The organism is Methanoregula sp. PtaB.Bin085 (assembly GCF_002067035.1).
Lineage (GTDB): Archaea > Halobacteriota > Methanomicrobia > Methanomicrobiales > Methanospirillaceae > Methanoregula.
This window is the reverse complement of sequence record NZ_MVQB01000016.1, coordinates 72122-99119: the sequence shown is the minus strand read 5'-3', so window position 1 is coordinate 99119 and position 26998 is coordinate 72122. Positions and strand designations below refer to the sequence as shown.

24 protein-coding genes and 6 riboswitches are annotated in these 26998 nt (G+C 59.1%); of the genes, 14 read left to right on the top strand and 10 right to left on the bottom strand.

Translation table 11 applies throughout. From position 1 onward, the window contains the following. Positions 1 to 25 precede the first annotated feature (25 nt). The 9 genes from A4E33_RS03150 (at position 26) to A4E33_RS03110 (ending at position 12173) form a co-directional block, all read left to right on the top strand. Positions 26 to 901, top strand: a complete 876-nt coding sequence (locus tag A4E33_RS03150; protein WP_292346225.1) for a universal stress protein — start codon at positions 26 to 28, stop codon at positions 899 to 901. A gap of 50 nt (positions 902 to 951) precedes the next feature. Further along, positions 952 to 2547 carry a Na/Pi cotransporter family protein gene (locus A4E33_RS03145; RefSeq protein ID WP_292346224.1) on the top strand — a complete coding sequence of 532 codons (1596 nt, stop codon included), beginning with the start codon at positions 952 to 954 and terminating at the stop codon, positions 2545 to 2547. A gap of 111 nt (positions 2548 to 2658) precedes the next feature. Then, positions 2659 to 5172 (top strand): HAD-IC family P-type ATPase, encoded by a 2514-nt coding sequence (locus A4E33_RS03140; RefSeq protein WP_292346223.1) that lies wholly within the window; start codon positions 2659 to 2661, stop codon positions 5170 to 5172. A 103-nt stretch (positions 5173 to 5275) separates the two neighbouring features. After that, positions 5276 to 5989 (top strand): DUF432 domain-containing protein, encoded by a 714-nt coding sequence (locus A4E33_RS03135; RefSeq protein ID WP_292346291.1) that lies wholly within the window; start codon positions 5276 to 5278, stop codon positions 5987 to 5989. A gap of 1 nt (position 5990) precedes the next feature. Continuing rightward, on the top strand, positions 5991 to 6812 hold the full coding sequence (locus tag A4E33_RS03130) for a mechanosensitive ion channel family protein (protein WP_292346222.1): 822 nt from the start codon (positions 5991 to 5993) through the stop codon (positions 6810 to 6812). Positions 6813 to 7464: 652 nt separating this feature from the next. Continuing rightward, a complete protein-coding gene (locus A4E33_RS03125) occupies positions 7465 to 8298 on the top strand; it encodes an NAD(P)H-dependent oxidoreductase (protein WP_292346221.1) in 834 nt (277 codons plus the stop codon). 214 nt (positions 8299 to 8512) lie between these two features. Further along, positions 8513 to 10036 (top strand): potassium/proton antiporter, encoded by a 1524-nt coding sequence (locus A4E33_RS03120; RefSeq protein WP_292346220.1) that lies wholly within the window; start codon positions 8513 to 8515, stop codon positions 10034 to 10036. 150 nt (positions 10037 to 10186) lie between these two features. After that, positions 10187 to 11602 carry a sodium-dependent transporter gene (locus A4E33_RS03115; RefSeq protein WP_292346219.1) on the top strand — a complete coding sequence of 472 codons (1416 nt, stop codon included), beginning with the start codon at positions 10187 to 10189 and terminating at the stop codon, positions 11600 to 11602. A gap of 52 nt (positions 11603 to 11654) precedes the next feature. Then, entirely contained in the window at positions 11655 to 12173 is a 519-nt protein-coding gene (locus A4E33_RS03110) for a DUF6653 family protein (protein WP_292346218.1), read from the top strand. Between the two features lie 42 nt (positions 12174 to 12215). Here the strand turns inward: A4E33_RS03110 and A4E33_RS03105 are convergent, their stop codons facing one another. Beyond that, positions 12216 to 12602 carry a hypothetical protein gene (locus A4E33_RS03105; RefSeq protein ID WP_292346217.1) on the bottom strand — a complete coding sequence of 129 codons (387 nt, stop codon included), beginning with the start codon at positions 12600 to 12602 and terminating at the stop codon, positions 12216 to 12218. A 306-nt stretch (positions 12603 to 12908) separates the two neighbouring features. Here A4E33_RS03105 and A4E33_RS03100 point away from each other — a divergent pair, with 306 nt between their 5' ends. Together A4E33_RS03100 and A4E33_RS03095 are read left to right on the top strand one after the other, a co-directional pair. After that, positions 12909 to 14033 (top strand): KamA family radical SAM protein, encoded by a 1125-nt coding sequence (locus A4E33_RS03100; protein ID WP_292346216.1) that lies wholly within the window; start codon positions 12909 to 12911, stop codon positions 14031 to 14033. A gap of 13 nt (positions 14034 to 14046) precedes the next feature. Continuing rightward, positions 14047 to 14811: a YkgJ family cysteine cluster protein gene (locus A4E33_RS03095; protein ID WP_292346215.1), complete on the top strand. Its 765-nt coding sequence runs from the start codon at positions 14047 to 14049 to the stop codon at positions 14809 to 14811. Between the two features lie 2 nt (positions 14812 to 14813). On the opposite strand, the gene A4E33_RS03090 is transcribed toward A4E33_RS03095, so the two are convergent. Continuing rightward, positions 14814 to 15023, bottom strand: coding sequence for a hypothetical protein (locus A4E33_RS03090; RefSeq protein ID WP_292346214.1), 210 nt, complete (start codon positions 15021 to 15023; stop codon positions 14814 to 14816). Between the two features lie 47 nt (positions 15024 to 15070). Further along, a complete protein-coding gene (locus A4E33_RS03085) occupies positions 15071 to 15724 on the bottom strand; it encodes a helix-turn-helix domain-containing protein (RefSeq protein ID WP_292346213.1) in 654 nt (217 codons plus the stop codon). A gap of 104 nt (positions 15725 to 15828) precedes the next feature. On the opposite strand from A4E33_RS03085, the gene A4E33_RS03080 reads away from it, so the two are divergent. Both A4E33_RS03080 and thsA read left to right on the top strand, forming a co-directional pair. Then, on the top strand, positions 15829 to 16980 hold the full coding sequence (locus A4E33_RS03080; RefSeq protein WP_292346212.1) for an alpha/beta fold hydrolase: 1152 nt from the start codon (positions 15829 to 15831) through the stop codon (positions 16978 to 16980). A gap of 87 nt (positions 16981 to 17067) precedes the next feature. Further along, positions 17068 to 17132, top strand: a riboswitch (Fluoride riboswitch). A 39-nt stretch (positions 17133 to 17171) separates the two neighbouring features. After that, positions 17172 to 18833: a thermosome subunit alpha gene (gene thsA / locus A4E33_RS03075; RefSeq protein WP_292346211.1), complete on the top strand. Its 1662-nt coding sequence runs from the start codon at positions 17172 to 17174 to the stop codon at positions 18831 to 18833. 130 nt (positions 18834 to 18963) lie between these two features. Here the strand turns inward: thsA and A4E33_RS03070 are convergent, their stop codons facing one another. The 7 genes from A4E33_RS03070 to glnA all read right to left on the bottom strand — a co-directional run bounded on the left by A4E33_RS03070 (position 18964) and on the right by glnA (position 25044). After that, positions 18964 to 19158 (bottom strand): hypothetical protein, encoded by a 195-nt coding sequence (locus A4E33_RS03070; protein ID WP_292346210.1) that lies wholly within the window; start codon positions 19156 to 19158, stop codon positions 18964 to 18966. Further along, positions 19151 to 20341: an MFS transporter gene (locus A4E33_RS03065; RefSeq protein ID WP_292346209.1), complete on the bottom strand. Its 1191-nt coding sequence runs from the start codon at positions 20339 to 20341 to the stop codon at positions 19151 to 19153. The genes A4E33_RS03070 and A4E33_RS03065 overlap by 8 nt, the downstream gene beginning before the upstream one ends. Before the next feature lie 8 nt (positions 20342 to 20349). Next, a riboswitch (Fluoride riboswitch) is annotated at positions 20350 to 20412 on the bottom strand. A 56-nt stretch (positions 20413 to 20468) separates the two neighbouring features. Then, positions 20469 to 20648: a hypothetical protein gene (locus A4E33_RS03060; protein WP_292346208.1), complete on the bottom strand. Its 180-nt coding sequence runs from the start codon at positions 20646 to 20648 to the stop codon at positions 20469 to 20471. A 62-nt stretch (positions 20649 to 20710) separates the two neighbouring features. Then, positions 20711 to 21886: a cation:proton antiporter gene (locus A4E33_RS03055; protein ID WP_292346207.1), complete on the bottom strand. Its 1176-nt coding sequence runs from the start codon at positions 21884 to 21886 to the stop codon at positions 20711 to 20713. A gap of 11 nt (positions 21887 to 21897) precedes the next feature. Continuing rightward, positions 21898 to 21964, bottom strand: a riboswitch (Fluoride riboswitch). 132 nt (positions 21965 to 22096) lie between these two features. Further along, positions 22097 to 22161: riboswitch (Fluoride riboswitch) on the bottom strand. Between the two features lie 102 nt (positions 22162 to 22263). Next, positions 22264 to 22509, bottom strand: coding sequence for a hypothetical protein (locus A4E33_RS03050; protein ID WP_292346206.1), 246 nt, complete (start codon positions 22507 to 22509; stop codon positions 22264 to 22266). Between the two features lie 32 nt (positions 22510 to 22541). Beyond that, on the bottom strand, positions 22542 to 23303 hold the full coding sequence (locus tag A4E33_RS03045; RefSeq protein ID WP_292346205.1) for a coenzyme F420-0:L-glutamate ligase: 762 nt from the start codon (positions 23301 to 23303) through the stop codon (positions 22542 to 22544). A gap of 167 nt (positions 23304 to 23470) precedes the next feature. Then, positions 23471 to 23532, bottom strand: a riboswitch (Fluoride riboswitch). Positions 23533 to 23715: 183 nt separating this feature from the next. Further along, entirely contained in the window at positions 23716 to 25044 is a 1329-nt protein-coding gene (gene glnA / locus A4E33_RS03040) for a type I glutamate--ammonia ligase (protein ID WP_292346204.1), read from the bottom strand. Positions 25045 to 25147: 103 nt separating this feature from the next. Further along, positions 25148 to 25210, bottom strand: a riboswitch (Fluoride riboswitch). Positions 25211 to 25317: 107 nt separating this feature from the next. Here glnA and ilvD point away from each other — a divergent pair. Then, positions 25318 to 26967 (top strand): dihydroxy-acid dehydratase, encoded by a 1650-nt coding sequence (gene ilvD / locus A4E33_RS03035; protein WP_292346203.1) that lies wholly within the window; start codon positions 25318 to 25320, stop codon positions 26965 to 26967. Positions 26968 to 26998: the final 31 nt, after the last annotated feature.

The window sequence follows — 26998 nt, the reverse complement described above, 5'->3', positions numbered from 1 at the left end:
CATCTATCTTTCAGGAGCATGGAGTATGTTTGAGACCGTATTGCTTCCAACGGATTTTTCCCCGGATTCGCAGAAAGTCCTCGCGTACGTGAAAGATATTCCCGGCACAAAAAAGGTCGTCCTGTATCACGTGGTCGATGCCACCCGCCCTTCCCTGAGGGGATGGGAGCACGGACCGAAGATCGAGAACGCGAAGATACTCCTGGACGAGAACCGGCAGGTCCTTGAACGGGACGGGAGAGAGGCACATGTCGTTGTCGAGGTGATCGTGGATCCCGTCACGCAGGGCACGGTCCCGCTGGCGATCCTGAACAAGGCCGAAGCCTGTCATGTCTCGCTCATCATGATGGGGGCACGGGGGAGGAACACAATCCGGGAGATCCTCCTCGGCAGCGTATCAGCCGGTGTTGTCCGCAGTGCACGGATACCGGTCCTGCTCATGCGGTTTCCTCCGGGCACTGCCGCCACCGGAACGCGTTTGGGCCTCTTCTCCCGCATCCTTGTTCCGGTTGACTTCTCGGACCTTTCACGCAATGCATTCTCCCATATTCCGAAAAATCCGGTTCCTGAAAAGGTCATACTTCTCCACGTGGTGGATAAGGGGGAGTCCGAAGACGAGATCCAGGCTGCGGTTGGCGATGCCCGGGAAAAACTTGCGGCCATGGAAAAGGATCCCGCGCTTGCCGGGCTTTCCGTTACGTCCCTGGTCCATGTCGGGTATCCTCCCGATGATATCGTGGCAACGGCCGATCGGGAAGATGTCACCATGATCCTGATGAGCCCGCAGGGCGAGGGCTGGGCCCGGGAACTCCGGACGCTCTTTCTGGGCAGCACCACGAATGCAGTTGTCCGGCGTGCCTCCCGGCCGGTCCTGATCACCGCCGGCGACAGGGCCGGATAGCCCGGGATTGCCAGATACCGTGAAAAATTCCCTGAACGTCTGGTGAAACCATGGACTCGTGGGCCCTGTTCTTTGCCATCATCCCCGGCATCATCCTCTTCCTGTACGGTATCGAGCAGTTCTCCCGCGAGGTGCAGGTTGCAGCGGGGGAATACCTGCGCGGCATCATACAGCGCCTGACAAAAACGCCCGTCCGGGGAACCGCTGCCGGTGCGGTTGTCACCGCCATTGTCCAGTCCAGCACTGCGACAACCGTCATCACGGTCGGGCTCGTGAATGCCGGCATCATCTCCTTCACGGCATCGCTCGGCATCATCTTCGGCGCGAACCTTGGCACCACGATGACCTCGCAGCTCGTGGCCTTCAACCTGACCGCCTTTGCGCCGCTCTTCATCCTTGCCGGCTTCCTGATCGGCATCATCCCCGGGAAGTACCGCATCTTCGGCAGGCCGGTCTTCTATTTCGGCCTTGTCTTCTTCTCGCTCTCGCTGATCTCCGGTGTGATGGCTCCCTACCGCACGGACCCGCAGCTGCTGGAACTGATGGGCATGATGGACACCGTCTTCCTGCAGATCGCATTCGGGTTCCTCATCACCAACATCTTCCAGTCGAGTTCGGTCACGACCGGCCTTGTCGTTGTCATGTCCCAGAACGGGCTCATCACTCCCGGGGCTGCCATCCCTGTTCTGCTGGGCGCAAACCTTGGCACACCAACCACCTCGCTCCTGGTTGCCACCCGGATGAACACCTCGGCGAAACGTGCTGCCGTAGCCCATTTCCTCTTCAACTTCCTTGGCGTCCTGATCTTCCTGCCGTTCCTTGCACCCTTCACCGCGCTGATCCTTGGCCTTGGCGGCGATGCCGGAAGGCAGGTTGCAAACGCCCACCTCCTCTTCAACCTCGTGTGCTGTATCATCTTCCTCGTCCTGCTCGGGCCGTTCACCCGTCTTGTGATGCGGGTGGTCCCGGGCCGGGAGGACGATGTCGTGTTCATGCCGGCCCACATCAGGCATCCCCTTCCCGCAGCAACACCGGAAGCGATCGCGATGCTGGAACGGGAGATCTGGAACATGCTGACGATCCCGGGCAGGCTGCTTGCCGAGATGGAGGGCATGGTTGCAGACCCGAAGAAGTATTCCCCGCAGGTACGCCAGCTCCGGGATTATGCGACCTATCTCGACGGCCAGATCAGCGAGGCTGCTCTCGGGCTGTCAGGCCGTGACCTCTCCCCGGCGGAAACGGAACGGATTGCAGGACTGGTCCGCATCTCCAAACTCGGGCAGGTGCTCGCCGACCAGACCGGCGAACTTGTCGAGATCCTCCACGCGGTCCAGGAGAAAGGCATCGCCCTTTCAGCGGCGTCACGGGCCGCACTCGAGGACACGCTCATTCCCTGCAGCATGAACTTAAAAACCCTTGAGGGTGCATTCCCGCTTATCAGCGATGACATCAACGAATCGATGAGAAAACAGGACGACCGGCTGCGGAGGACCATCACGAGCCAGTACCGCGAGTATCTCCGGCGGTTTGCTGCGGGCAGGACGCCGTCGGGAAGCGAGTTCTCCCGCATCCTCTTCCAGATTGAGGGAATGGCAGGAACCATACGGGAGATCCGGAAATCCACGCGGCTGCTGGATCGCAGCTGAAACCCATTGGGGGGCGGGGCACGGAAGACCCTGCCGATACGGGATCTTCGCAATGACTTGTAACCACCGGCAATACTTTATACCCTGCAGGTGACGGTATCATGCTTACGTATGGATCTGCCAAACGCCCCCCACGCACATTCTGCGAAGGACGTCTCCCGCATTCTCGTAACCGGTCCTGAAGGGCTGACAGACGCAGAAGCAAAGGCCCGTCTTGAAAAATTCGGGAAAAACACCCTGAAGGAGGAGAAAACGGGCCGGCTCGTCATCTTCCTGCGCCAGTTCAACAGTATCCTTGTCTATATTCTGATCATTGCCGCAGTCATCTCGCTTTTCGTGTCCGATATCAAGGACTTTTTCATCATCATCTTCATCATTGCGGTCAACAGCATCATCGGGTTCTGGCAGGAGGTGAAGGCAGAAGCGTCGCTGGAGGCCCTGAAAAAACTGACCGAGAGCAGAGTCTGCGTTATCCGGTCCGGTGCAGAATGCATCATCCCGTCCGAGGACCTGGTGCCCGGGGACCATGTGACGCTGTCGGAAGGCGACCTTGTCACCGCAGATATCCGGCTCGCTGACAGCGCTGCGCTCACGGTCGATGAATCATCACTGACCGGGGAATCGCTGCCGGTGCTCAAAGATCATGCAGCACAGGTGCCAAAGGATGCACCACCCTATGACCTGAAAAACACCCTCCTCTCGGGAACTGCCATTGTCCGGGGTTCCGGAAAGGGATACGTGGTGGCAACCGGAAAAAAGACCTATTTTGCGGGAATTGCCGCACGTGCGCAGGAACGATCGCCTGACAGCCCGTTCACGAAAGCGATCGCCCATTTCTCGCGCCGGTATATCCTCCTCCTTCTCGGGATCTTCACGGTTGTCGGGGCCATCGCCTTCCTGCAGGGCCGGCCGCTTCCGGAGATCGCGTACCTTCTCGTTGCCCAGATGGTCTCCGCGGTGCCGGAAGGCCTGCCCATTGTCGTCACCATCATCATGGTGGTCGGCGCTCTGGCGCTCTCGAAGAGGAAAACCCTTGTGCGGTACCTGCCGGCCGTGGAAACCCTGGGGAGCGCAACGGTGATCGCGTCCGACAAGACGGGAACGATCACGGAAGGGAAGCTTGCGGTCCACGATTATTACGCCCTGGATCGCGAGGCGCTCATGACTGCCGCAGCCCTCTGCAACGATTCCCGGGACGGCGGCGGGGACCCTGTCGATGCTGCCCTGGCGGCATGGGTCGACGGATATGAGCAGATCCGGGCACACAATCCCCGCCGATGGGTGTACCCCTTCGATACGAAACGCCGGCTCATGGCAACGGCGAACGTGGTGAACGGGGAAGAGCGCTTCTCTGTCAAGGGTGCGTACGAGGAGCTGAAGAAGCATGCGGACAATGCCTCTGCGCTCGGGGAGGTCGAGCTGCAGATCGAGGCCATGGCCGGCCGGGGGCTCCGGGTGCTTGCGTTCGGCGCCGGGAAGTGGCTCTCGGAGGACCCGGCCGCGTGGCGGTTCTCCATTGTCGGGATCGTGGGATTCATCGACCCTCCCAAGGAGAGCGCTGCGGAAGCGGTACGGGTTGCGCAGCGGGCGGGTATCCGGGTCATCATGATCACGGGCGACCACCCGCTCACCGCACGGGAGGTTGCCCGGTCCGTCAATATCTGGAACAACGGCGACCGGCTCCTGACCGGCCCGGAGATCGAGGGCATGAACGATGACGAGCTCGCAACTGCCCTGAAACATGCGACCGTGCTTGCCCGGATCCTTCCCGAGCACAAGTACCGGGTCGTGAAGACCCTGCAGGAGCACGGTGAGATCGTGACCGTCACCGGTGACGGTGTGAACGATGTTCCGGCGCTCCGGGCTGCCGATCTCGGCATTGCCATGGGCTCCGGGTCCGAGGCGGCCAAGAGCGCGGCAAAGATGGTGATCGTGGACAACAACCTCTCGGTCATCGTGGACGCGATCCGGAACGCCCGGGTCATCGTGGACAATATCCGGAAAGTCATCTATTATCTTGTCTCCACATCGATATCCGAGATCGTGCTGATCAGTTCCACGGTCTTTTTCGGGCTCCCGCTGCCGCTCCTCCCGATCCAGATCCTCTGGATCAATCTTGTCACGGACGGGGTGCAGGACAAGACCTTCCCGTTCATCCGTGAGGAGGGAAACGTGATGAAACGGCTCCCGAAGGATCCCGCACAGCAGTTCTTCGACGGCCGGCAGATGCGCCGGATCCTCACCTTCGGCATTTCGATGGGCGTTATCGGAGCCGTCCTGTTCTGGCACCTCCTCGGGACGTACCCGTACGAGGTGGCCGTCACGATCATGTTCACTGCCTTTGTCTGCTTCCAGTGGTGCAACGGCCTGCAGGCACAGCAGGAGCACGAGCCGTTCCTGCTTGATATCAGGAAAAGCCTCACGATCAACCCGTACATTTTCTTTGGTATCGGTGCCGGTATCATCCTCCAGCTCAGTGCGCTCTATGTAATTCCGGGGATCTTTGGCGTTGTCCCCCTCTCTTTCGCACACTGGGGATACGTTGCCCTGCCCGTCCTGGCGGCATTTGCAATCGTCGAGGCGATCAAATGGCTCGAGTACCGGGAGAGCCACCCGGCAGAGTGAACGGGCGGCATGCGGCAATGATACCGGTTTTACCCATGATAACATCCTTTGGTTCCGGAGGACCAGACATACATATGTCCGGTTACGGCAGGAGGGCAGTGTGATGTTCGGCAGGTTTACGTACCCGTGCAGGCACACCGGAAAAGAATTTTCCATCAGCATCGGGCGGGAGGGTGAGTCGTACCGCTACCTGCGGGAATGCGGGAAGGCCCGTGTCGAAAAGATCATCGCATCCGCCGATCCCGTCATGTTCATTCACCCGGTGGAGCCGGTCAACCTCCCCAAGGAGGTGACCCGGTTCCTCGAGATCGTCTTTGATCCGCTGGTTATCGAACCGGAGTCCGGCATGAAGGTATACCTCACGTTTCCGCTCGAGATCGGGGTCTTTGTGGCAAAGGAGGATGAATACCAGCTTCTGGACGTTTTCTCCCGGTGCCTGCCCAAGTATTCCCTGTACGGCTCTCCCGAGAACGGCGTCATCACCCGCTTCCACCGGAGCCGGGTTTCTGACACGCCGCCAAATCCGGATCCCGCCTGCGAAGGGGTCCTGGAACTCACGATCCGGAACAAGAGCCGGGGATGGGTCGAAGTATCCCGGGCGGTCTTTGAATGTTATTTCATGCCGATCTATTTCGACCGGATGGTGGCCATGACCGGCGAGATGGTCCTCTTTTCGAAGATGATTGCCGAGACCCGGATCCTTGAACAGCCGCCACGGCCGGGGATGACGCCTGCAATCCCTGCCATCAGGGCCCGGAAGCTTCTGCTCGTGGATGTCGAGAAGAAGAGTTTTCTGATGGAACACGGGGTGGCGTGAGATGCTGGAGTTCCTGTCCGCAACGGTCTACGGCAGCGTGACGGTCTCTGACCTGATCGTCTTTGCGCTGATCGTGGCCGTGTCCTTCATCATCGCGAACCTTGCCGGCGTGTATATCAAAAAGAGCCTCTCCGACCGGGTCCGGAAGGACGAACTCGCCAAGATCGTCAGGATCACGCAGGCGGTGATCATCCTTGCAGGCATATTCCTCAGCCTCCCGAGTTTCCATGTCGAGTTCAGCGAGCTCCTCCTCATCGGCGGAACGGCCGGTATCATCATCGGCTTTGCAAGCCAGCGTCTTGTCACCAATATCGGGTCGGGGATATTCCTTCTGGTGGAGCGGCCGGTCAGGATCGGGGATACCGTGAAGATCGGCGAGACTGCCGGGACCATCGAAGACATAAGGATTCTCTCCACGACCCTCAAGACCTTTGAAGGGATCTACATCCGTATCCCGAACGAGACCGTCTTCAACTCCGCGATCACCAACTACGTTGCCAACGAGGCCCGGCGGTTCGAGTACCGAATCGCCATCCGTTACGCGGACGATGCCGGAAAAGCCATCGGGATCATCAGCAGGCTCCTTGCTGCGCACCCGTTTGTCCTGTATAACCCTCCCCCTTCCGTATACGTGGACGAGCTTGCCGACAGCGGGGTGATCATCATGGTCAGGATCTGGGCGCCGTCCCGGGAATGGTGGTCGGTCCGGACCGAGATGCTCTGGGCGATCAAGCAGGCGCTCGAGCAGGAAGGATTCCAGATCCCGTTCCCGCAGCGGGTGGTATGGATGCAGGGCGGTGTTCCTGAGGGGAAAAAGGCATAAGGATCCCCTTTTTTGGAAATTTCAGTTTTTCCCGGGCCACTCTCTGCGGTACTTGCGGGAAAACAACCGCCCGGTTTCCGGTATTGGTCCGGCACAGGAGACCCCCGTTCTTTTTGGGGAATGCAGCAAAGGTCCGGTGATCTCCCCGTTTTTTGGCATGAAGACTTTCTGCCATAACAGAGCGTAATCCGCCCGGCCGTCACGTACCCATGACCCCTCCGTCCCACAGGTTCCGGACGGCAACGAAAGAAAAAGCCGGCGGGCTGGCCGGATGTTTTTATCCCCAATGACCCCCCTTTATCCATGTCCGTCCATGAGAGGGATTTTACGACGTTCACTTATGAAAATTCCGGATATCCCTGCGTAAAATATGGGGGGGTCAGTGGGGATAAATCCGGCCCGGCTGGTGATGGGGCCATCAACCGCCATGGCCGGTTCGTGGCCGGGAGCCCGCAATGTCTCGTCATGAATCCTGCCTGATACAGTTATGGAACGGAGGGGCGGGCAGTTCCGGCCGGAATCTGATTTTATCCCCACTGACCCCCCATCCGGACCGGCAACACCCGGGGACTTGGACATGTCACAGGAACAAGGTTTTTCGATTCAGGGCAGGATGTTATTGTTATCCGGAATATCCAGGAGACAGGAAACCATGCCCGAGAGCCAGCTGACACCTGATTTGCCCGCCGGCACCGGCCAGAAGATACCGTGGCGATGCGCAGTCTGCGGTTTTATCTTTACCGGTGAGAAGCCGCCAAAAGGCTGCCCGGTCTGCCACAGCCCGTCGTCCGAATTCATCCCGGATACTGCAGGGGAACATCTCACCTATGATGGCGAACCCTTCGATGTCCTGCTGATCAACGGCAGCACCCACCGGGCCGGCAATACCGGTTACATGGCCGATCTCGCGGAGGAGGAGCTCCGCGGGCTGGGCGTGACATACCGCCGGTATAACCTGAGCGAGTTCAGAATTGATCCCTGCTGGTGCTGTTACGCGGTGCGGGCGCAGTCCTGCACGTATCCCTGCCGGAATGCAAAGGACGATATGCCGGCATTCCACCGGATGCTTGCCGCGTCAAAGGCGGTCATCGTTGCTTCCCCGATCAACTGGAACGGGATGTCGGTGCGGCTCAAATCCTTCCTTGACCGGACTACCTGCATGGAGAACCTCTATCACCTCAACAAACCCGGGCTGACCGGGGGCAAGGTTGCCGGCATCCTCATCAACGGCCACGAGGACGGGGCCATCAAAACCGCAATGGACATCTGGCTGAACTTCCAGCAGATGGGGTATATTCTCGCGCCGTTCGGCATCGGGTTCCGGACCCACGGGTCGGAATACAACAGCAGCACGGACCGGGAGTTCTTCAGGAATGACAGGTTGATTGTCCGGCAGGCAAAAGGCGTTACCGGCAACGTCATTGCGCTGATGAAGGAAGGCCTCGAGGAACGCCTGAAGGGCCGGCTGGTGCCGGTCACGGAATAGGCAGAAATGCGCCCGCATCATCACCTTTCGGCCGCCCATGCCATGACAGGGCCCTCACAAGGTATGGGAATGCTCACAGGTCCTGCAAACCCTGGAGGAATCCGGTACGCAGGAATATCCTTCACGCACTCATCCTTCAGCAGCCACGGGTTCCGGGAAAGACAGCCAGCCATGAAGATCCCCTGCCGGATTACACGCACGAGGTACCGTTCTCATGATCCCGGTTGTTGAGTACATCCTGGCCGGTGCGGCCGTTCTTATCCTCGTCAGCATCATTGCAAACAAGGTCTCCGGCAGGCTCGGCCTGCCGGCACTCCTGATATTCATCATCGTGGGGATGCTTGCCGGTTCCGAGGGACCGGGGGGAATTTTCTTTGACAATGCGCAGGCTGCCCAGTCCATCGGTGTTGTCGGCCTCGCCCTCATCCTCTTCTCGGGCGGGCTGGACACCCGGTGGACCGAAGTGAAACCGGTCTTTAAAAAGGGGCTCGCGCTCTCCACTGCGGGGGTTGCCCTCACGGCCCTGATCGTCAGCATTGCCGCGGACCTGCTGCTCGGGTTCACGCCACTCGAAGGGTTCCTGCTCGGCGCAATCGTCTCCTCGACCGATGCCGCCGCGGTCTTCTCAATCCTGCGGTCGCGCCGGGCAAGCCTGAAAGGCAGGCTCCGGCCGCTCCTTGAATTTGAGTCCGGCAGCAACGATCCCATGGCCATCTTCCTCACGATCGGGGCTGTCTCCCTGATCATGGTCCCCGGCACCTCGTTCTTCTCCCTCGTGCCCCTCTTTATCCAGCAGATGGCCGTCGGGGGGCTTTTCGGGTACGGCATGGGCAGGGCTGCAGCCTGGCTCATCAATGCGGTCCGGCTCGAGTACGAAGGGCTCTACGCGGTGCTGACCCTTGCCTGTGCCATTTTCATCTACAGCACGACCGTTATCGTCGGAGGCAACGGGTTCCTTGCCGCGTATATCGCCGGCCTGGTCATCGGCAATGCCGCGATCGTCCACAGGACGAGTCTGATACGGTTCCACGAAGGTATTGCCTGGCTGATGCAGATCGCGCTCTTCCTCACGCTCGGCCTTTTCGTCTTCCCTTCCGGGCTGATGCCGGTCATCCTCCCCGGGATAATCCTGGCATTCGTCCTCATCTTCATTGCCCGGCCCGTTGCGGTGTACCTCGCGCTCATGCCGTGGAGGATGGAACGGAACGAAAAACTCATGATCTCGTGGGTGGGATTGCGCGGTGCCGCCCCGATCGTGCTGGCAACCTTCCCGCTCCTTTCGGGGGTCCCGGAGTCGCAGACCATCTTCAACATGGTCTTTTTCATGGTGATCGCGTCAGCCATCCTTCACGGGACATCGATCCCGTTCGTTGCCCGCGTACTCGGTCTTTCTGCACCGCTCCCGAAAAAATCGCGGTTCGGGATGGAACCGGACCCGGATTGGAACGGCAACAGCGAACTCATCGAGCTGGTCATCCCGCCCGCTTCACCGGCCGCCGGTAAGCAGGTTGTCCATACCGGTCTTCCGGCCGGCACCCTCATCATCCTCGTTGCCCGGGGAGACGACCAGTTCAGTCCCCGCGGTTCGACCGTACTGGTCGAGGGGGACTCGCTGCTCATCCTGACCCCGCCCGGGAATGCAGATCAGGTGCGGACCATCTTCCTCGGTCCCGGGGGAAAAAGCAAAGAGCCCGCCCTTGATATCCCCGAATGGTGGTTCACGTGGGGGAAACGGTGAACAGGAGGCGTGCTGTCACCCGCCCTTCTGCAGTCTCGCCGCGGAACCCGCCGGGCATACCGGCCCGGAAAGATTCATGCCTGTATGTTTTTATGGGATGATGGAGCAGGTATCCTCTAAAGGAGTACAGGATACACGAGGCACTTTTCCATGGAGCGCTGGTCATCGCATGTTGCGTTCATCCTTGCAGCGGTCGGAGCCGCGGTCGGGATCGGGAACATCTGGCGGTTCCCGGCCCTGCTCGGCCAGAACGGCGGGGGTGCTTACCTCATCCCGTATCTTATCGCGGTCTTTGTGTTTGCGCTCCCGCTCATGATCCTTGAGATCACCATGGGGCGCCACTACCGCGGCACGGTGGTCAGCGCGTTCCGGGCGCTCCGCCCGGAGTTCCGCATTGCCGGGTGGCTGCTTGTCGCCATCCTGTTCCTGATTCTGAGTTATTACATCGTCATCACCGGCTGGACCCTTGCATATTCCGTCTTTTCCGCAACGGGCAGCGCAACCACCTTTTCTGAATTTACCGGGTCGTACCTGCCGGTTGGGTACGGGGCCCTTGCCATCGTGCTGACCGGGATGGTTGTTGCCCTTGGTGTCCGGGAGGGGATCGAACGGGTCTCGGTCCTGATGGTCCCGGTCATCGTCATCCTCCTTACGATCATGACCCTGTTCTGCACAACGCTGAGCGGGTTTGGCGAAGCGATCCGTTTCCTCTTTACACCGGATTTCTCGGTCCTCACGCATGCCGGACTATGGGTTGCAGCGTTCGGGCAGGCGTTCTTTTCCCTCTCGGTCGGGGAGGGGATTCTGCTTACCTATGGTGCGTACATGGCAAAAGACCAGGATATTCCACGGGCCAGTATCGTCATCTGCATCGCAGACGTTGCCGTTGCGCTGCTTGCCGGGCTGGTCATCTTTCCTGTTGTCTTCACCTTCAGCCTCTCCCCGACCGCCGGAACGGAACTGGCGTTCACGACCCTGCCCCTGGCATTCTCCCTGCTGCCGGCAGGACACCTTTTCGCGGTTGCATTCTTTATCGTGCTCTTCTTCGCTGCGTTCACCTCTGCAGTATCGATGCTGGAAGTCGCTGTCTCCTCGGTGCAGGAAGCCGCCAAATGGGGCAGGAGAAAAACTGCAGGTATCCTGACCGCCATCCTCCTCATCGTCAGCCTCGCTCCTGCGCTCAGTTACAGTGCCATGAACCTGAGCCTGCACGGGATTCCCGTGCTGGATATCATGGACGAGACCATCGGGACGCTCGGCCTCCACCTTGCCGGAGCCATCGTCGCAATAGCGTTCACGTGGTTTGTGCCCCGCGGGATATTCGAGGCAGGGGTCGGCCGGGATTCCTCCCTGACCCGGGCGGTTTTTCTTCTCTGCAGGTACGTCATCCCCTCCGTCCTCCTTGCAACCATCGGCATCCACCTCATCGCCGGTTTTGAGATTCCCGATGCAACATATATCGCCGGCAGGCATTTCCTGGATGCATGGCTCCAGAGCGGAGGGCTGGCAACGTTCCTCATGGGGATTCTCGTTGTGGTCCTCATTATTGAAAGAATCCGAAGGTAAATCTGCACCTCCGCAATGAGGATATTAAACTATCAGACCTCACCGGAATAAAATGACCCTGGAGCGGAACATAGCAAAAGCCTTCGCGCTGGACGATATGACCTGGCGCCGCCACGCGAACCCGTGGAGCGTTGCCCTGCGCAACACTGCCCTCCCGCTGCTCGTTCTCGCGATCTGGAGCAGGCTCTGGCTGGGATGGTACGCCCTGATCCCGCTTGCCATCGCGATTCTCTGGATATGGTACAACCCCCGGATCTTCCCGGAACCGACATCGTTCGACCACTGGGCATCGAAGGCTGTGTTCGGGGAAAGGGTCTGGCTGAACCGCGACAGTGTTCCCGTGCCGGCGCATCACCGGAAGGTCCCGAAGGTCCTGTCGGCGGTATCCGGCATCGGGATGCTTTTTGTGTTCTGGGGCATTCTCGTGTTCGATCCCTGGCCGACCCTTTTTGGCATGGCGCTCGTCTATGCAGGCAAACTCTGGTTCCTTGACCGGATGGCGTGGCTCTGGGAGGATATGAGAAACAATCCTGCATATTCCCGGCTGGCGTCTCTTCCCGATCGGGAATGAGAACCTGAAGAATCCCCAAATCCTCGAGTGAATGTACAGCATTCACAGGTTTTCTTTCCTGATCTGGCGCCCGCGTGCCCACCAGAGGAGGAGCGCTGCAACGAAGAAGAGCAAAAAGAAGGTGAACCGGTTGAGGATTGCGATATTGACCGGGATCCCCTGCGGCGACAGGTAAAAGCCCGCGATAAGGAACAGGACCGTGACGGCAAACACCGTGGGGATCGCGAAGTACCTTCCCGACCAGAAGGAGAGGACAAGGGGAATGAAATAGAGAAGCCAGACCGGCTCGCCCAGCGGTGTGACTGCATCGAGCAGGTAGACCGTAAGCATGATGAGAGCAGTGACGAAAAGGATGCCTCCATCCGAGACAAGAATGCCGGGAAGTATCCGGGGGGCTGGTTGACCGGAACGATGGCGGGAGGGGGGCATGGCCTTGAACGCATCCTGGTTGGATCCGGATAAGTATCGGTTCCGGGATGTGAATACCCTTCCGATGCACTCCAGGCCGGATTACTGTCCGAAAAAAATCCATGGGGCCTGAACAGGTTTTCCTGCCGTATCCCTCCTCCGGATGTTAAAAACAGAAAGGGTTTAAAACATGAGCCCCAAGGGAAGGTCACTGAGCGATGCAGCAGGTTCAATGAAATTCTGTTACTATCATCCATGATTTTACGCGCCGCTCAACCCCTGGCCCTCTGACGGGCAGAGCACTACCCCCCCAAACGAGGTAAAGCGATGATACCAAAGTATATCACATCTGTATCCGAACTCGACAACCTTGTCGGGCTCGCCCCCAAGGAGAGAGAGAAACTGGAGACCGTGACGGACCTGTTCCCGTTCCGCTCCAACGAGTACTACCTCTCCCTGATCGACTGGAAAGACGGGCACGACCCTCTTCGGAGGATCGTGGTTCCTGATGCTCAGGAACTCCGGAAAGGAGGATCTGCCGATCCTTCCTGCGAGAAAGAGTACACAAAACAACCCGGCCTGCAGCATAAATATGACCAGACCGGCCTTCTCCTGCTCACCGATGTCTGCGGCGGTATTTGCCGCTTCTGTTTCCGGAAACGCCTCTTCATGACCTGCGAACGCGAGACAGTGAAAGACGTTTCCGCAAATATCGAATACATCCGAAATCACCCGGAAATTACCAACGTCCTCCTGACCGGTGGCGATCCGCTCACGCTGGAAACCCGGCGGCTCGAGAAGATCCTCCGCGAACTCAGGGAGATCCCGCACGTGGGCATCATCCGGATTGGCAGCAAGATGCTTGCCTACAACCCGTACCGGATCCTCAACGACCCGGACCTCACGTACGTTCTTTCGCGGTACAGCACGCCGGAGAAACGCATCTACCTGATGGCGCATTTCAACCATCCCCGCGAACTGACTGACATATCGATCCGGGCTGCCGAAGCGCTGCAGAAGGCCGGTGTCGTTGTCGTCAACCAGACCCCGATCCTCAGCGGTATCAACGACAGCCCCGAGACCCTGACAACGCTGTTCCGCTCGCTCTCCTTTGCCGGCATCTCTCCCTACTATGTATTCCAGTGCCGGCCCACGACCGGTAACTCCCTGTTCCAGGTGCCGCTCGAGGAGTCCTACGAGATCCTCCAGAAATCGTGGCAGGCCTGCTCCGGGCTTGCGAAACGTGCCCGTTTCGTCATGTCCCATGCTACCGGCAAGATCGAGATTGTTGGCAGGACCGCGGAACATGTCTTCATGCGGTACCACCAGGCGGCGGAGAGAGCGGACATCGGGAAGTTCATGGTCTTCCGGTCGAACCCGATCGCCCGGTGGTTTGACGATTATTCCCATGCGCTGACGGACTTCGAGCCGAAGAAGGTGTGGCTGTTCTGAGCAGGGCGGGTGCATGACATCATCTGACATACCAGGAATGAATACGGGACTTCTTCCTCCTGTATCCGTTCCTGTCCCGTACCGGATCATTGCCCTCATGCAGGAGCGGAACCGGCTCTATTCCTGTTCCCCGGAACACCTGGCTGCCGGCATCCGGGCATCGCGGTTCCGGTGTGCCGGGTGCGGTGCATGCTGCACAAAAGCGGTCAGCAGCCATATCTTCCTCCTTGACCGCGATGTGGAGGCAGTACAAGCGATCGACCCTGCCGCATACGTCCCGGCCCCCGATCCGGAATTCTGCGACCAGGACGGGACGCTGTACGTCTCCGGCTATGCCCTCCGCATGCGGGACGATACAACCGGCTCCTGCTGGTTCCTCGACAATGGCCGGTGCCGGATCTATGACAAGCGGTTCTCCGGCTGCCGGATTTACCCCCACATGTCGCGCCGGTCAGCCGATACTTCAGGATCGGTACGGTGGCGGGGATTTGCACGGAAGTACCGGCACGGGCATTACGATGCGGAACTCTCCGGGGACGAAAGCCTGGTCCTTGCCCGGCAGGTGATGGAATACGAGAACGCCTACCTCTCCCAGCAGATCGCGTTCCTCGAAACCATCCACGAGTATTTCCTGATCCATGATCTCCGGCACGATCCGGTCATGCACCGGCAGCAGGTGCAGCGGCTCCGGCATGGGGGGAAGGTGACCGTCAGGGTATACCATGCCGGGGACCTGGAAACATGGAAAAAAGCGGATCCTTCCGGATACCTGCGATAATGTCAGATCACATTCAGGATTCTGTCGAGAACCGCCCATCCAAGGACAACCGCTGCAATCCCCGCGGCAATTATCTGGAGAAGACGGATAGCATCGATCCCGTCCGGGTTTGCCCCGATCATGTCACCGGTGATTTTAAAGGATCCCGGATCGTCATCACCGGCCTTCCCGCTGCCGGTATCTTCCTTCCCGGTTTTTCTCCCCTTTTTCATGAAATCTGATGGGAAAGACGCCTATAAACCCTTTCCGGGCCGCCGGTTCAGAGATCGCCCGTGCAGGCCGTTGTGATGACCTTGTTCTCGGCCCTGCGAAGGTACTCGATCAGCGTGGACTTGCTGTAGCCGAGCTTCTCCGCGAGTTCCGTTGCGCTGATCCGCCGCGGGTATTCGTAATACCCGTCACCAATTGCTGCCATAAGGACAAGCCGTTCCTTCTCTGTGAGCTGCGGGAGGATCCGGTACCCCCGGTAATCAGCTGCCTCGTACGCGACCGACGTGACCGTGCCGATGAACCGGGCGAACTGCATGACCTTTTCGAGCGCCGGTTCCGGGCCGGTGCAGCTGAACGTGATCGACTTCTGCGTGAAATGGAGCGGGCGTTCCCAGACCACGTCGACATCGGTCCAGTGCAGCATCGACCGGAACTGCGGCGGCATGCTGACTTTCACCAGGCAGACATGTTCGCGGCCGTGGGACTCGAACGTATCAAGAATCCGGAAATGCGGAGGGAACCGGACCTTATCAGGGGATTGTTCTTCCGTGAGCAGGATCCTGGCAATGCCGAGCGTGTACCCTTTCGCGGTATCCTCCCGCAGGATTTCGAGAACCTCGATCTTCTCGTAAAATCCGGCCGTTGCCCTGATGAAGCCCGCGAATACCGCGTTCAGGGTCACCGAGACTGTTAGTTTTCTCATCTTCCTGCCGGAAGGTGCGATGCCGGAGATGATGAGGTTTCGGACATGTACGGAACAAGGCTGGTAATCCCGGCCGTGCAATGCACCCGGGAGGAACAACCGTAATGCAGTTCGTTTTCCCGACAGGGTACCTCGCGTTCAGTCCCGTGACGATCATCAATTACCAGCTCAATCGCTGGTATTCGCTGGGGTATGCCCGGCTGGAAGACATGCAGGAGGCCGGCCGACAGGTCCGGACATTCGATGACTGGAAAAGTGTCATGACCGGCCTTGCGGAAGAAGCTGAAGCCGAAGATCGGTGGATCAATGCCGCGTTGTATTATCGTGCTGCCGAGTTCTTTGTGCTGCCGTCAGACCCGGACAAGGAGCGCCTCTATGACCGGTTCTCCGGCCTGTTCTACACCCGGGCATTCGCCGGCGAGCCGTTCGAACGGCACCGGGTCCCGTACGCGGGAACATTCCTTCCCACCCTCCGCGTTCCCGCGATGCAGGGTGCGGCGAAGGGATCGATCGTCATCCACGGCGGGTTCGACTCATTCATCGAGGAATGGTATTCCTGCGCCACGTTCTTTGCTTCGCACGGGTATGACGTGATCCTGTTTGAGGGACCGGGGCAGGGCGCTGCGTTGAAACGATCCGGTCTTCCGCTGACGCACGAGTGGGAGAAGCCGGTGAAAGCGGTTCTCGATCATTTCCGGCTGGAGAACGTCACCCTGCTCGGGATCTCGATGGGCGGCTGGTTGTGTTTCCGTGCAGCCGCGTTCGAGCCGCGAATCAGGCGGGTGATCGCGTCCAGCATCGCGTTCGACTATATGCTCATCCCTCCCCGGCCGGTCCGGTGGCTGGCAGGGATCCTGCTCCGGTTCCCCCGCCTGATGGACCGGCTCGCCCGGCTCAAGATGAACGCAAATTACCAGGAGCGGTGGGGGATCAGCAACCTGATGTACATCACGAAAAACCCTTCGCCAACAGGCGCATCGGAAGTCCTCCTCCAATTCAACGGCGCGAACCAGCACCCGGAGCTCGTGAAGCAGGATGTCCTGATCCTCACGGGAGCTGAAGATCATTTCATCCCGCTGAAGATACATGAGCTGCAGGTGAACGCCCTGAAGAACGCCCGGTCGGTGACTGCGAGGATCTTCACGCGGGAGACGCAGGCACAGAACCACTGCCAGATCGGGAACATCGGGCTTGCGCTGGGCGTGATGCTGGAGTGGATTGAAGAGAAGACCGCACATGGCATCACCGGGCCATGATACAGGGTTGAGGAGGGTATTCCCGGCCGGAAATCCTCTGACATCCTGTGAAAGAAACCTTTTATTTGAACGACAGTCAACGATATTCAGTCACGTGGCGATGAAGTCCGCCGTCAACCGCCGGAATCCCGACTGATGACTTCTGTTTTGCAGATACAGGGATTACCAATTATTATCAGATGAGGTAAATCATGGCACAACAACTCGGGGGACAACCCATACTGATCCTCAAGGAAGGAGCAACCCGGAGCCGGGAAGAGGAAGCCCGGAACAACAATTTCGCGGCCGCAAAAGCCGTTGCATCGGCCGTACGGTCAACGCTCGGCCCGAAAGGCATGGACAAGATGCTTATCGACAGCATGGGCGACATCACGATAACCAACGATGGTGTCACCATCCTCAAGGAGATGGATATCGAGCACCCTGCGGCAAAGATGATGGTCGAGATCGCAAAGACCCAGGACAACGAAGTCGGCGACGGTACGACATCCGCGGTGGTCATCGCCGGGGAACTCCTGAAGAATGCCGAAGGACTGATCGCGCAGAAGGTGCACCCGACGGTCATAGCAGAGGGGTACCGGATGGCGGCGGAGAAATCGCTTGAGATACTCGGAGGGATCGCCATCGCGGTAAAACCCACCGACACGGCGATGCTGAAAAATATCGCCGGTACTGCCCTGACCGGCAAGAACGCGGAGGTCCAGAAAGACTGGCTCTGCGATGTGGTCGTGAAAGCCGTTGTATCGGTCACCGATCCGGACGGGAAGGCCGATCTTGCCCACATCAACGTGGAGAAGAAGGCCGGCGCCTCGGTTGACGACACCGAGCTCATCGAGGGCATGGTCATCGACAAGGAACGGGCCCACCCGGCTATGCCGAAGACGGTGAAGAATGCCCGGATCCTCGTCCTCAATGCCGCGCTGGAATTTAAGAAGACCGAGGTTTCCGCAACCATCCGGATCTCGACCCCCGGGCAGGCGCAGGCGTTCCTCGACGAAGAGGAGCACATGGTCCGGGCAATGGTGGACAAGGTGGTTGCGAGCGGCGCCAGCGTCATCTTCTGCCAGAAAGGAATTGACGACGTTGCCCAGCACTTCCTTGCAAAGGCTGGTATCCTCGCCGTCCGCCGGGTCAAGAAGAGCGACTGCGAGAACCTTGCCCGGGCAACGGGTGCCACCATCGTCAACAGCATCGACGCAATAACCGCACAGGATCTCGGTACTGCCGGCCTCGTGGAGGAGCGCAAGATCTCCGGCGACGAGATGATCTATGTATCAAAGTGCAAAAACCCGAAAGCGGTCTCCATCGTCATCCGCGGCGGAACCGAACATGTTGTCGATGAGCTCGAACGGGCCGTCCACGATGCCCTCATGGTGGTTTCCGTTGTGATTGAAGGTAAGAAGATCGTTCCCGGAGGCGGGGCCCCCGAGACCGAGCTCTCGCTCCGGCTTCGCGAGTATGCGGCAACGGTCGGTGGCCGTGCCCAGCTCGCCATCGAGGCATTTGCAGCCGCGATGGAGATCATTCCCCGGACCCTGGCCGAGAACGCCGGTCACGATCCCATCGACCTCCTTGTCGACATGCGGGCGGCCCACGAGGCCGGGAAGAAGACCTTCGGCATCAATGCCGATACCGGGAAACCTGCCGATATGCTCAGGGCCGGAGTCGTGGAACCGCTGCGGGTGAAGACCCAGGCCATCTCCAGCGCGGCAGAAGCGGCCGTGATGATCCTTCGTATCGACGACATCGTTGCATCGGCAAAGGCCCCTGAACCGGCGCCCGGTGCCGGCGGAATGCCGCCGGGCGGGATGGGGGGCATGGGCGGGATGCCACCCGGTATGGGCGGGTACTGAAGGCTCCCTTTTTTCGTTGCAGGGGAAGACCGGTGACGTTCTCCCGTCCGGTGGTTCTCTGAGTTCAGGGTACCGTTCATGCCCGGACCGTGAAAAAAGGGGTTGGCAAACCGGACCGCCCGGGAATTTTTTACCGGGATACTCCGGTTGTCTGTTCTTGTGCCGGTGCTGAACCTGTTGGTATCCCGAGGAATATCTGGTTGTAGAGATCCCTGGCAAAACCTGTCTGCAGCGGTTCGCCCCCGATCATCCGGAATGTGCGCTCCCCTTTGGGTTTTCTCTCAGCGCGGAGAAACAATGCATTTCCCATCGTTTTCTCATGCATGCCCGTGCCCGTTCGCCCAGAATGCCATCATGATCGTGCCTGCCGCAGCTACAATCGCCGCGAACGTGAACCCGGCACTATAGCCAACGAACGCCCAGATGAACCCGATGAGAATGCTCGAGCAGAGATCCCCGATACCATTCATGGTCGCGAGCGCCCCGAATCCGAGACCCCGCTGCTTCTCCTCAATCATCTCCCCGGCAACAGCGCTCTCCAGCGTATCCTCGGCAGCGATGAATATCCCGCACAACGCGAAGAGGATTCCATAGACAATGGGATCCGGGGGGGCAAGCACGAACCCGGCGAAGGTCAGGACGGCGATCACATACCCGGCCACGAGCAGTTTCTTCCTGCCGAACCTGTCCCCCAGGGCCCCGAACGGGTAACACGCAGCGGCATAGACAATGTTCCGGATCATGTACAGGATCGCCCCTGCTGCCGTGGCCTGCCCAAACCCGAGCGAAGGGGTGAGCATGACCACGGCAAATGCGATCAGCAGGGTGTGGGAGAAATCCGCAATCCCGAAGACAAGGATCGCGGAAAGGTATTTCCTGAAGCCGGCCGGCAGTTCCTTCAGCGACGTGACCAGCGTACGCGTGTCTCCGGAAGGTGCCGGATCTTTTTCCTGCACGAAGAACCAGAACGTCAGTATGGCGAGAAATCCCGGGATCAGGGTCAGCCAGAAGATCTCGCGTGTCCCCATGTACGCGACCAGCAGGAATGCCACGGCCGGCCCGGCAATCGCGCCGAGCGTGTCCCCCGCCCGGTGGAACCCGAATGCCTTCCCGAGATCCTTCTCCTCCACCGACTTTGCGAGGATTGCATCCCGGGGAGGGCCACGGGTTCCCCGGCCCATCCAGCCGACGACTCTCCCGAGGAGGACAACCGGCCAGGCTGCTGCGACTGCCACGATTGCCGGGAAGATGCCGGTTGCGACATACCCTGCAAGGGCGAATTCCCGCCGCTTCCCCAGCTTGTCCGAGAGATAGCCGGAGAGCAATTTCACGAAACTCGATGCCCCGTCGCTGATCCCCTCGATGATACCGAGCGCGTACACCGGTGCCCCGAGCGCGATCAGGAATGACGGGAGCAGGACCGTCACCGCTTCATGGCCGAGGTCAGAGAAGAAACTCGTAATGCCGGCGCCAAGGACGGTCCGGTTGAGCCACCCTTCTTTTTCCATGACTAACTCCTGCACCAGAAGTCATCATCCCCGGAGGGCGGATGACGGCGGACTTCATCGCCGCATTCTTAATGGTGATTGTCTGTTCCGGGACAATAACATACTGCAGGATGCACGGTATTCCTGCTTACCGCCCGGATTTTACCTGGCGCGGGACATCCCGGACAACAGCCATCCCGTACGTCCCTGTGTCCGCCGGTGCCATATCCGTTGCCCGGTCACTATCCCCGCCGGCCCGGATCTCCGGCCCGGCCGCTTCCGGCAGGTCTGCAATCCGTCCTTCAGGTATCCCGATGGCCGATACCATTACGTTCTCCGGTTGTTGGAGAACCATTGTCCGGAAAACATGTTGCACTGTCCCCACTCCTTCTAACGGATCGGTTCCATCCCGCCCATATCCTCGGCATGGACCGGCCGGAACCACTTCTCGGCAATGATGGTCGGGATGACGGCAGTCGCTATCACGACACCGACCAGAACCGAGTACTGGGTCTGCGTAATATATCCCTGCTGGAGCCCGAAGACACTGGCGATGGTCCCGAAGGTCAGGCCGGTAGACATGAGGAGTGTTGTGTACATCTCAGCCTTGTGGCAGTACCGTTTCGAGAGCTCATAGACCCCGGCAAACTTTCCGATCAGCTTCAGGATGAGGAGCATGGCAAAAAGGCCTGCGGCGCTCGTGATGAGCGGAACCGAGACGTTCAGCCCACTGACAATGAAGAAGACCGGGGTGATGATGACGTAGGCAACGGTACGGAGCTTCATCTTCATCGCCTTCATCCCGGCCATCTCGACATACCCCTGTCCGGCCGTGAAGGTCTTACCCATGAAAAGACCGAGCACGAATGCCGGAAGGACAGCCTGCCCGTCGCCAAGACCCGCAAAGAACATAAAGATGAGCAGCAGGAGGAAGACGAACTTCACTTCCGGCTCGATGACCTTGTTCCGGATCATCGGGTGCTCAAAGAGCAGGTGGGAATAGCGAATGGTTATGACAATAACCGCGACAGAGATGACGACGAAGAGCAGGGTATAGACCGTTGGCTTCAGGAAGAGCACGCTCAGGGCGATCGCAGTCAGCATATCCGTGACAAAGGTCGAGGCCATGATGATCTTCCCGAATTCGTGGCGCGAGAGATTGCTCTCGACAAGGACGGAATAAACCACGGCAAGCGATGTTGTCGAGAGGGCGGTGCCGGCGATGAGAGCGGCCTGCAGGGTCCAGCCGTCGATGAAATACGTGTACCAGAAGACCAGGAGGAACGGGCAGAGGAACGAGAAGAATCCCATAAGGAAACTCTCACGGTATTTCTCCCGCATCAGGCCGGTATCGATCTCGGTTCCGGCAAGGAACGTGAGGATGATTCCGCCAAAGGTGGCGAGGTAGAGCATCCATGGTTCCGTGTGGACGAAACCGAGGTTGCCCATGAGCGCCCCCAGGAGTACTTCGACAATAGCGACAGACAGCCCGAGCCGGAGCGAGATCAGGCTGGCAAAGAAGATCAAAAGCCCCATAAGGAGCGGAATTGCACTGACGGATTCCACACTATCACCGGCATGTTGCAGGAGTCATCAGCTTTTGAAAAAAGCGGTTCATGGTGGAACCCCATCACCAGTTCGGATTGGTAGTATTCCTTTGCCGGGATCTGACTTGAAGGTTCTTTTTACGCAGGGTCGCGCATAAACCCGTCACCGCACCGGCACACGCCAGAGTAACAGGTAAAGGATTCATGTCGTTCAACCTCCATCCGCAGTTTGAGAACAGAAGTCATTAGTCGCGGACAGTGCAGTTGGAGGCGGACTTCATCGCCTTCATACTGCTGTGATGGATGAATGTAAACTCCTTGCGGTGGAGGCAGGTCTTTTGTCTAAAACCAGCAAAAATCCCGGTTTTTTTCCGTGGGTTGTTCCCGGGTTCTGTCCTATTTTCCCGCGCCGAAACTGATGTTCGTGTAATAATACGCGATCAGGCCGAACGTACTTAGGATACCGAGAATCGCCAGACCCAGGATCACATTGCCCCGGGTATCCTGCCCTGATACCCCCGGCACAGGACCGGCAGAATGATCCGGGGGCGGGATGACAGCATTCACTGCAAGAATGGCAGCAATAAGTACAAGAACGCCGGCTAATCCTCCGATCAACACATTATTTTGGTGGCCGGGCATGAAATCCGCCCATACTCCTGCTCACGGGTTCCTTATGTGTTCTTCTTCGGCCGTGCCGGGACTGCCAGCGCCCGCCGGATGAAATCCTCCTTCCTGCTGAAGAACAGGTCGTCGTGCCCGGTCCATTTCTCGCACCCTTTCACCACCACGGCCGGAACGCCGTTGTTACTCTCACCCATGACGAAGTTGGCAATGCCGGCAATCTCATCGACAACGGCTTCCTCGGTGATCTTCAGGACGTGGCCGAAGAGGTCCGTGTCGCCCCGGAAGTCCCGGATGGCAAAAATTCCGCTCCAGCCAATGGCATTGCCGGTCTGGCCCCGGCGGAACGCGCGCCCGCAGGTGTCGGTGATGATGACGCCAACATCCCTGCCGGTGATCTTCTTCAGAGCGTCGCGGACCTCCGCTGCCGCAGCCATTGGATCCGGGGGCAGGAGGATCACCATCTCATCCTCGATGTTGCTCTGGTCCACGCCGGCCCGGACACCGATATGGCCGCCTGCAACTTCCGAAAGGATGAACGGGAATTCGATCAGAACATCAACCGAGGCATCGAGGATGGACTGGAGGAACCGGGGGTCTTCCCCGGTCATCTTGCTGATCCGTACCGCCCGGGGCGTGGGTGTTATGTCGGCAAGCCGCCGGGTATGCCCCTTCGCCTTCGAGTACACCGATGACGCGATGGTCACGATATCTCCATCGTCAAGAGCAACGCGTCCGGCAATCAGTGCAGGGAGGTCATCTCCCGCATGGATCAGCGGGAGATCTTCAATCGGTTCTATGGTGAGCTTCATAACGATCGTGCTGCCTGTTCAATGCTGTTCCATCCTTCATCCGGGTTCGGCGCAAAGGATTGCATGCCACGAGCGTATCCCCGACAGGCTGGAAGAGAGCGGGAAACCGGTCCGGGATCCCCGACACAAACGTTCTTCCGCTCCATTCCGCGAGGATGATGATACGGTTCGTGGCAGAAGTCATCAGCCGTAAACGGCAGTTAAGGCGGACTTCATCGCCGGATTATTTCTGATGAACAGTAATTTCCGGCATCATGAGATATGTATTTCGCTTTCTATCCATGACCAAACCATCATACCGGTGCGCTGACCGTCGCCGGGATTCCGGCAATACGGTCATGGGAACCGATGATTTGAAAACGGAATGTCAGCAGATACCTTCATCGCTTCCCAGTCATACCGCAAAAAGAGATCAGTAGGTTGCCAGGTACCGGTCGATCTCCCACGGGTGGACCGCGAGCCGGAATGCATCGGTTTCGGCAACAGCAATGTTTGTCAGGGTGTCGACGATGTGCGGCCCGAGGGCATCGCAGATGACCTTGTCCCTGAGAAGCTCATGGTGGGACTCGGCGAGGCTGCCGGGGAGCATCTCGATCTTCAGCTTCTTGCGCTCTTTATCGCTGAGGTGGTAAATATTGCGGTCGGTGCTGTCCGGGGGCATAATCTTGTTCCTGATCCCGTCGAGACCTGCGGCAAGCATGCAGGCAAATGTGAGGTACGGGTTGCACATCGGGTCCGGGCTGCGGAATTCCGCACGGGTCCCGTTTCCTCGTGCCGCGGGAACGCGGATCAGGGCCGAGCGGTTGGTGGCGCTCCACGAGATATAGCACGGGGCCTCATAGCCGGGGACGAGGCGTTTGTAGGAGTTGATGGTCGGGTTCGCGACGCGCGTGATAGCTTTAGCGTGTTTGAGGATGCCGCCGATGTAATAGAGAGCCGTATCCGAAAGGCCCTTCTCGCCGTTTGCATCGAAGAACGCGTTCTTCCCGTTCTTTGAAAGGGAGGCGTGGGTATGCATGCCGCTGCCGTTGATCCCGGCGATCGGCTTTGCCATGAAGGATGCATGGAGGCCGTACTTGAGAGCGATTGCCTTGGTTGCGAACTTCTGCGTGATCACACGGTCGGCCGTCGTGACGGCATCCGTGTACTTGAAGTTGATCTCGTGCTGGCTTGCTGCAACCTCGTGGTGGGACATCTCGATCTCGAAACCCATCTTTGTCAGGGAAAGAACGATCTCGCGCCGGACGTTCTCGGACGCATCGTTCGGTGCGAGATCGAAATACGCTCCGGTGTCCGAGAACTCCGTTGATGGTTTTCCATTGACAAGATTGAACAGGAAAAACTCGAGCTCGGGACCCGTGTAATACGTGTACCCGGACTTTGCGGCCTCGGCCATCATCCGTTTCAGGACATACCGGGGATCGCCCTCGAACGGCTTGTTGCCGTAGGTATAGACATCGCACATGAAGCGGGCAACCTTTCCTTCTTCCGGGCGCCAGGGAAGGACGGCGTACGAAGCCGGGTCGGCCTTGAGGAGCATGTCGGATTCCTCGATCCGGGTGAATCCCTCAATGGAAGACCCGTCGAACCATGTCCCCTCGGTCAATGACTTCTCGGCCTGGGCGACCGGGATTGCTGCATTCTTGGGCATGCCCAGTACATCGGTGAACTGGAGCCGGACAAATTTCACATCATCTTTCCTGATCCGTTCGAGCATCTTGGTAACATCGGCAGTTGGCATGGGACACCTCTGGAAGCGGATGAAAGGGCCGGAACAATGGAAGGAGACACGGGATGTGTCAGCAGACGATCTTCCCCCGGTTTGCCGGACCCGGATATTCCGCAGTGTGGTAGAAGTCATCAGCCTGAGCGGCGGGAATGCGGCGGACTTCATCGCCGTGCATGTAGGTTTTGCGAGAAGTATATTTCCAACAAATGATATTTAATTCTTGTGTTATTGCCATTCATGCCAATCATTCATATTATGACCATGCCGGTTCAACATCGTTGTGATATGCGAAGCGATGAAGTAAAAAAAGGGAACCAGCGGGCGCCCAACCGTTCGCTGCTGCGGTCGCTCGGTGTCACCGACCGCGAGATGGACCTGCCGTTCATCGGGATTGCCAATGCGTGGAGCGATATCGTGCCGGGCCACGTCCACCTGCGCACGCTCGCACAGAAAGTGCGGGAAGGCATCACGGCAGCGGGCGGCGTCCCGTTCGAGTTCGGGGTCATCGGGATATGCGACGGGATCGCGATGGGGCACGAGGGGATGCGCAACGCCCTCCCGTCCCGCGAGAATATCGCGGACTCCATCGAGCTGATGGCCAACGCCCACTGCTTCGACGGGCTGGTCTGTGTCGGCACCTGCGACAAGATCATCCCCGGGATGCTCATGGCGGCAGCCCGGCTCAATATTCCCAGCATCGTCATCACCGGCGGGCCGATGCTCTCCGGCCACCTTGACGGCAAAGAACTCTCGCTCATCGATGTGTTTGAGGGTGTTGGCCGGCATGCCGGCGGGAAGATGACAGAGAAGGAGCTGTGCACGCTCGAATGTGCAGCCATGCCCGGCTGCGGGTCGTGCCAGGGACTGTATACGGCGAACACCATGGCGTGCATGACCGAGGCGCTGGGCATGTCCCTTCCCGGCTGCGCAGCAACGCCGGCCGTCCACGCGGAAAAACTCCGGCTTGCCCGCGCAACAGGGGAACGGATCGTGCCGCTCGTTCAGGAACAGATCCTGCCCCGGCAGATCCTCACACCGCAGAGTTTTGCCAATGCCATCAGGGTGGACATGGCGCTCGGCGGCTCCACCAACACGGTGCTCCATCTCATGGCAGTTGCGCAGGAGGCAGAGGTCCCGGTCACGCTTGATACGTTCCGCGATATCGCCCGTTCAACACCGCACCTCTGCCACATGCAGCCTGCCGGCCCGCACTCCATGGAGGCTCTCTTCCATGCCGGCGGCGTCCCGGCGGTTATGAACAGGCTCGTGAAATCGCTGGACAATACCATCACGGTTTCCGGGAAGAAGGTGAAAGCCATAGCCCGCGAGCACCCGGTGAAGGACGAGCGGGTCATTACCCGGCTTGACGCGCCGGTACACGAAGCCGGCGGCCTCAAAATACTCCGGGGTTCCCTTGCACCGGACGGGGCGGTGATCAAGTGCGGTGCCGTGGACGATACCATGTGGAAACACAAGGGTCCCGCCCGGGTCTTCAACGGCGAGCAGGAGGCCATGCGTGCCATCCTGAAGCGGGAGATCCGCGAAGGCGACGTCATTGTCATCCGGTACGAAGGGCCGAAGGGTGCTCCCGGGATGCCGGAGATGCTCTCCCCAACGTCTGCACTGATGGGGCAGGGGTATACCCGGGTCGCCCTGATCACGGACGGGCGGTTCTCGGGCGGCACGCGGGGGCCGTGCATCGGTCACGTGGCACCGGAAGCAGCAGCAGGAGGCCCGATCGGGTTCGTGAAGGAAGGCGACATGATCCAGATCGACCTGTATGCCGACAGCGTGGATCTGCTTGTTCCGCCAACGATCCTCAAAAAACGCCGGGAGGAGACCAAACTGCGGAAAAAAACAGTGACCGGTGTCCTTGCCCGGTATGCAGCGCTGGTCAGCCAGGCGGATAAGGGTGCGGTGCTGCGGAACGGCTGAAAAAGGCCCCTTTTTTACAATACCAATAAAT

Coding starts and splice junctions, on each gene's coding strand:
- A4E33_RS03060 (WP_292346208.1), bottom strand. CDS start 20,648: ATGGTATCGGCCATCGGGATACCTGAAGGACGGATTGCAGACCTGCCG.
- A4E33_RS03120 (WP_292346220.1), top strand. CDS start 8,513: ATGATCCCGGTTGTTGAGTACATCCTGGCCGGTGCGGCCGTTCTTATC.
- A4E33_RS03145 (WP_292346224.1), top strand. CDS start 952: ATGGACTCGTGGGCCCTGTTCTTTGCCATCATCCCCGGCATCATCCTC.
- A4E33_RS03140 (WP_292346223.1), top strand. CDS start 2,659: ATGGATCTGCCAAACGCCCCCCACGCACATTCTGCGAAGGACGTCTCC.
- thsA (WP_292346211.1), top strand. CDS start 17,172: ATGGCACAACAACTCGGGGGACAACCCATACTGATCCTCAAGGAAGGA.
- A4E33_RS03090 (WP_292346214.1), bottom strand. CDS start 15,023: ATGAAAAAGGGGAGAAAAACCGGGAAGGAAGATACCGGCAGCGGGAAG.
- A4E33_RS03110 (WP_292346218.1), top strand. CDS start 11,655: ATGACCCTGGAGCGGAACATAGCAAAAGCCTTCGCGCTGGACGATATG.
- A4E33_RS03080 (WP_292346212.1), top strand. CDS start 15,829: ATGCAGTTCGTTTTCCCGACAGGGTACCTCGCGTTCAGTCCCGTGACG.
- A4E33_RS03045 (WP_292346205.1), bottom strand. CDS start 23,303: ATGAAGCTCACCATAGAACCGATTGAAGATCTCCCGCTGATCCATGCG.
- A4E33_RS03065 (WP_292346209.1), bottom strand. CDS start 20,341: ATGGAAAAAGAAGGGTGGCTCAACCGGACCGTCCTTGGCGCCGGCATT.
- ilvD (WP_292346203.1), top strand. CDS start 25,318: ATGCGAAGCGATGAAGTAAAAAAAGGGAACCAGCGGGCGCCCAACCGT.
- glnA (WP_292346204.1), bottom strand. CDS start 25,044: ATGCCAACTGCCGATGTTACCAAGATGCTCGAACGGATCAGGAAAGAT.
- A4E33_RS03095 (WP_292346215.1), top strand. CDS start 14,047: ATGACATCATCTGACATACCAGGAATGAATACGGGACTTCTTCCTCCT.
- A4E33_RS03125 (WP_292346221.1), top strand. CDS start 7,465: ATGCCCGAGAGCCAGCTGACACCTGATTTGCCCGCCGGCACCGGCCAG.
- A4E33_RS03085 (WP_292346213.1), bottom strand. CDS start 15,724: ATGAGAAAACTAACAGTCTCGGTGACCCTGAACGCGGTATTCGCGGGC.
- A4E33_RS03135 (WP_292346291.1), top strand. CDS start 5,276: ATGTTCGGCAGGTTTACGTACCCGTGCAGGCACACCGGAAAAGAATTT.
- A4E33_RS03150 (WP_292346225.1), top strand. CDS start 26: ATGTTTGAGACCGTATTGCTTCCAACGGATTTTTCCCCGGATTCGCAG.
- A4E33_RS03105 (WP_292346217.1), bottom strand. CDS start 12,602: ATGCCCCCCTCCCGCCATCGTTCCGGTCAACCAGCCCCCCGGATACTT.
- A4E33_RS03100 (WP_292346216.1), top strand. CDS start 12,909: ATGATACCAAAGTATATCACATCTGTATCCGAACTCGACAACCTTGTC.
- A4E33_RS03130 (WP_292346222.1), top strand. CDS start 5,991: ATGCTGGAGTTCCTGTCCGCAACGGTCTACGGCAGCGTGACGGTCTCT.
- A4E33_RS03050 (WP_292346206.1), bottom strand. CDS start 22,509: ATGCCCGGCCACCAAAATAATGTGTTGATCGGAGGATTAGCCGGCGTT.
- A4E33_RS03115 (WP_292346219.1), top strand. CDS start 10,187: ATGGAGCGCTGGTCATCGCATGTTGCGTTCATCCTTGCAGCGGTCGGA.
- A4E33_RS03070 (WP_292346210.1), bottom strand. CDS start 19,158: ATGCATGAGAAAACGATGGGAAATGCATTGTTTCTCCGCGCTGAGAGA.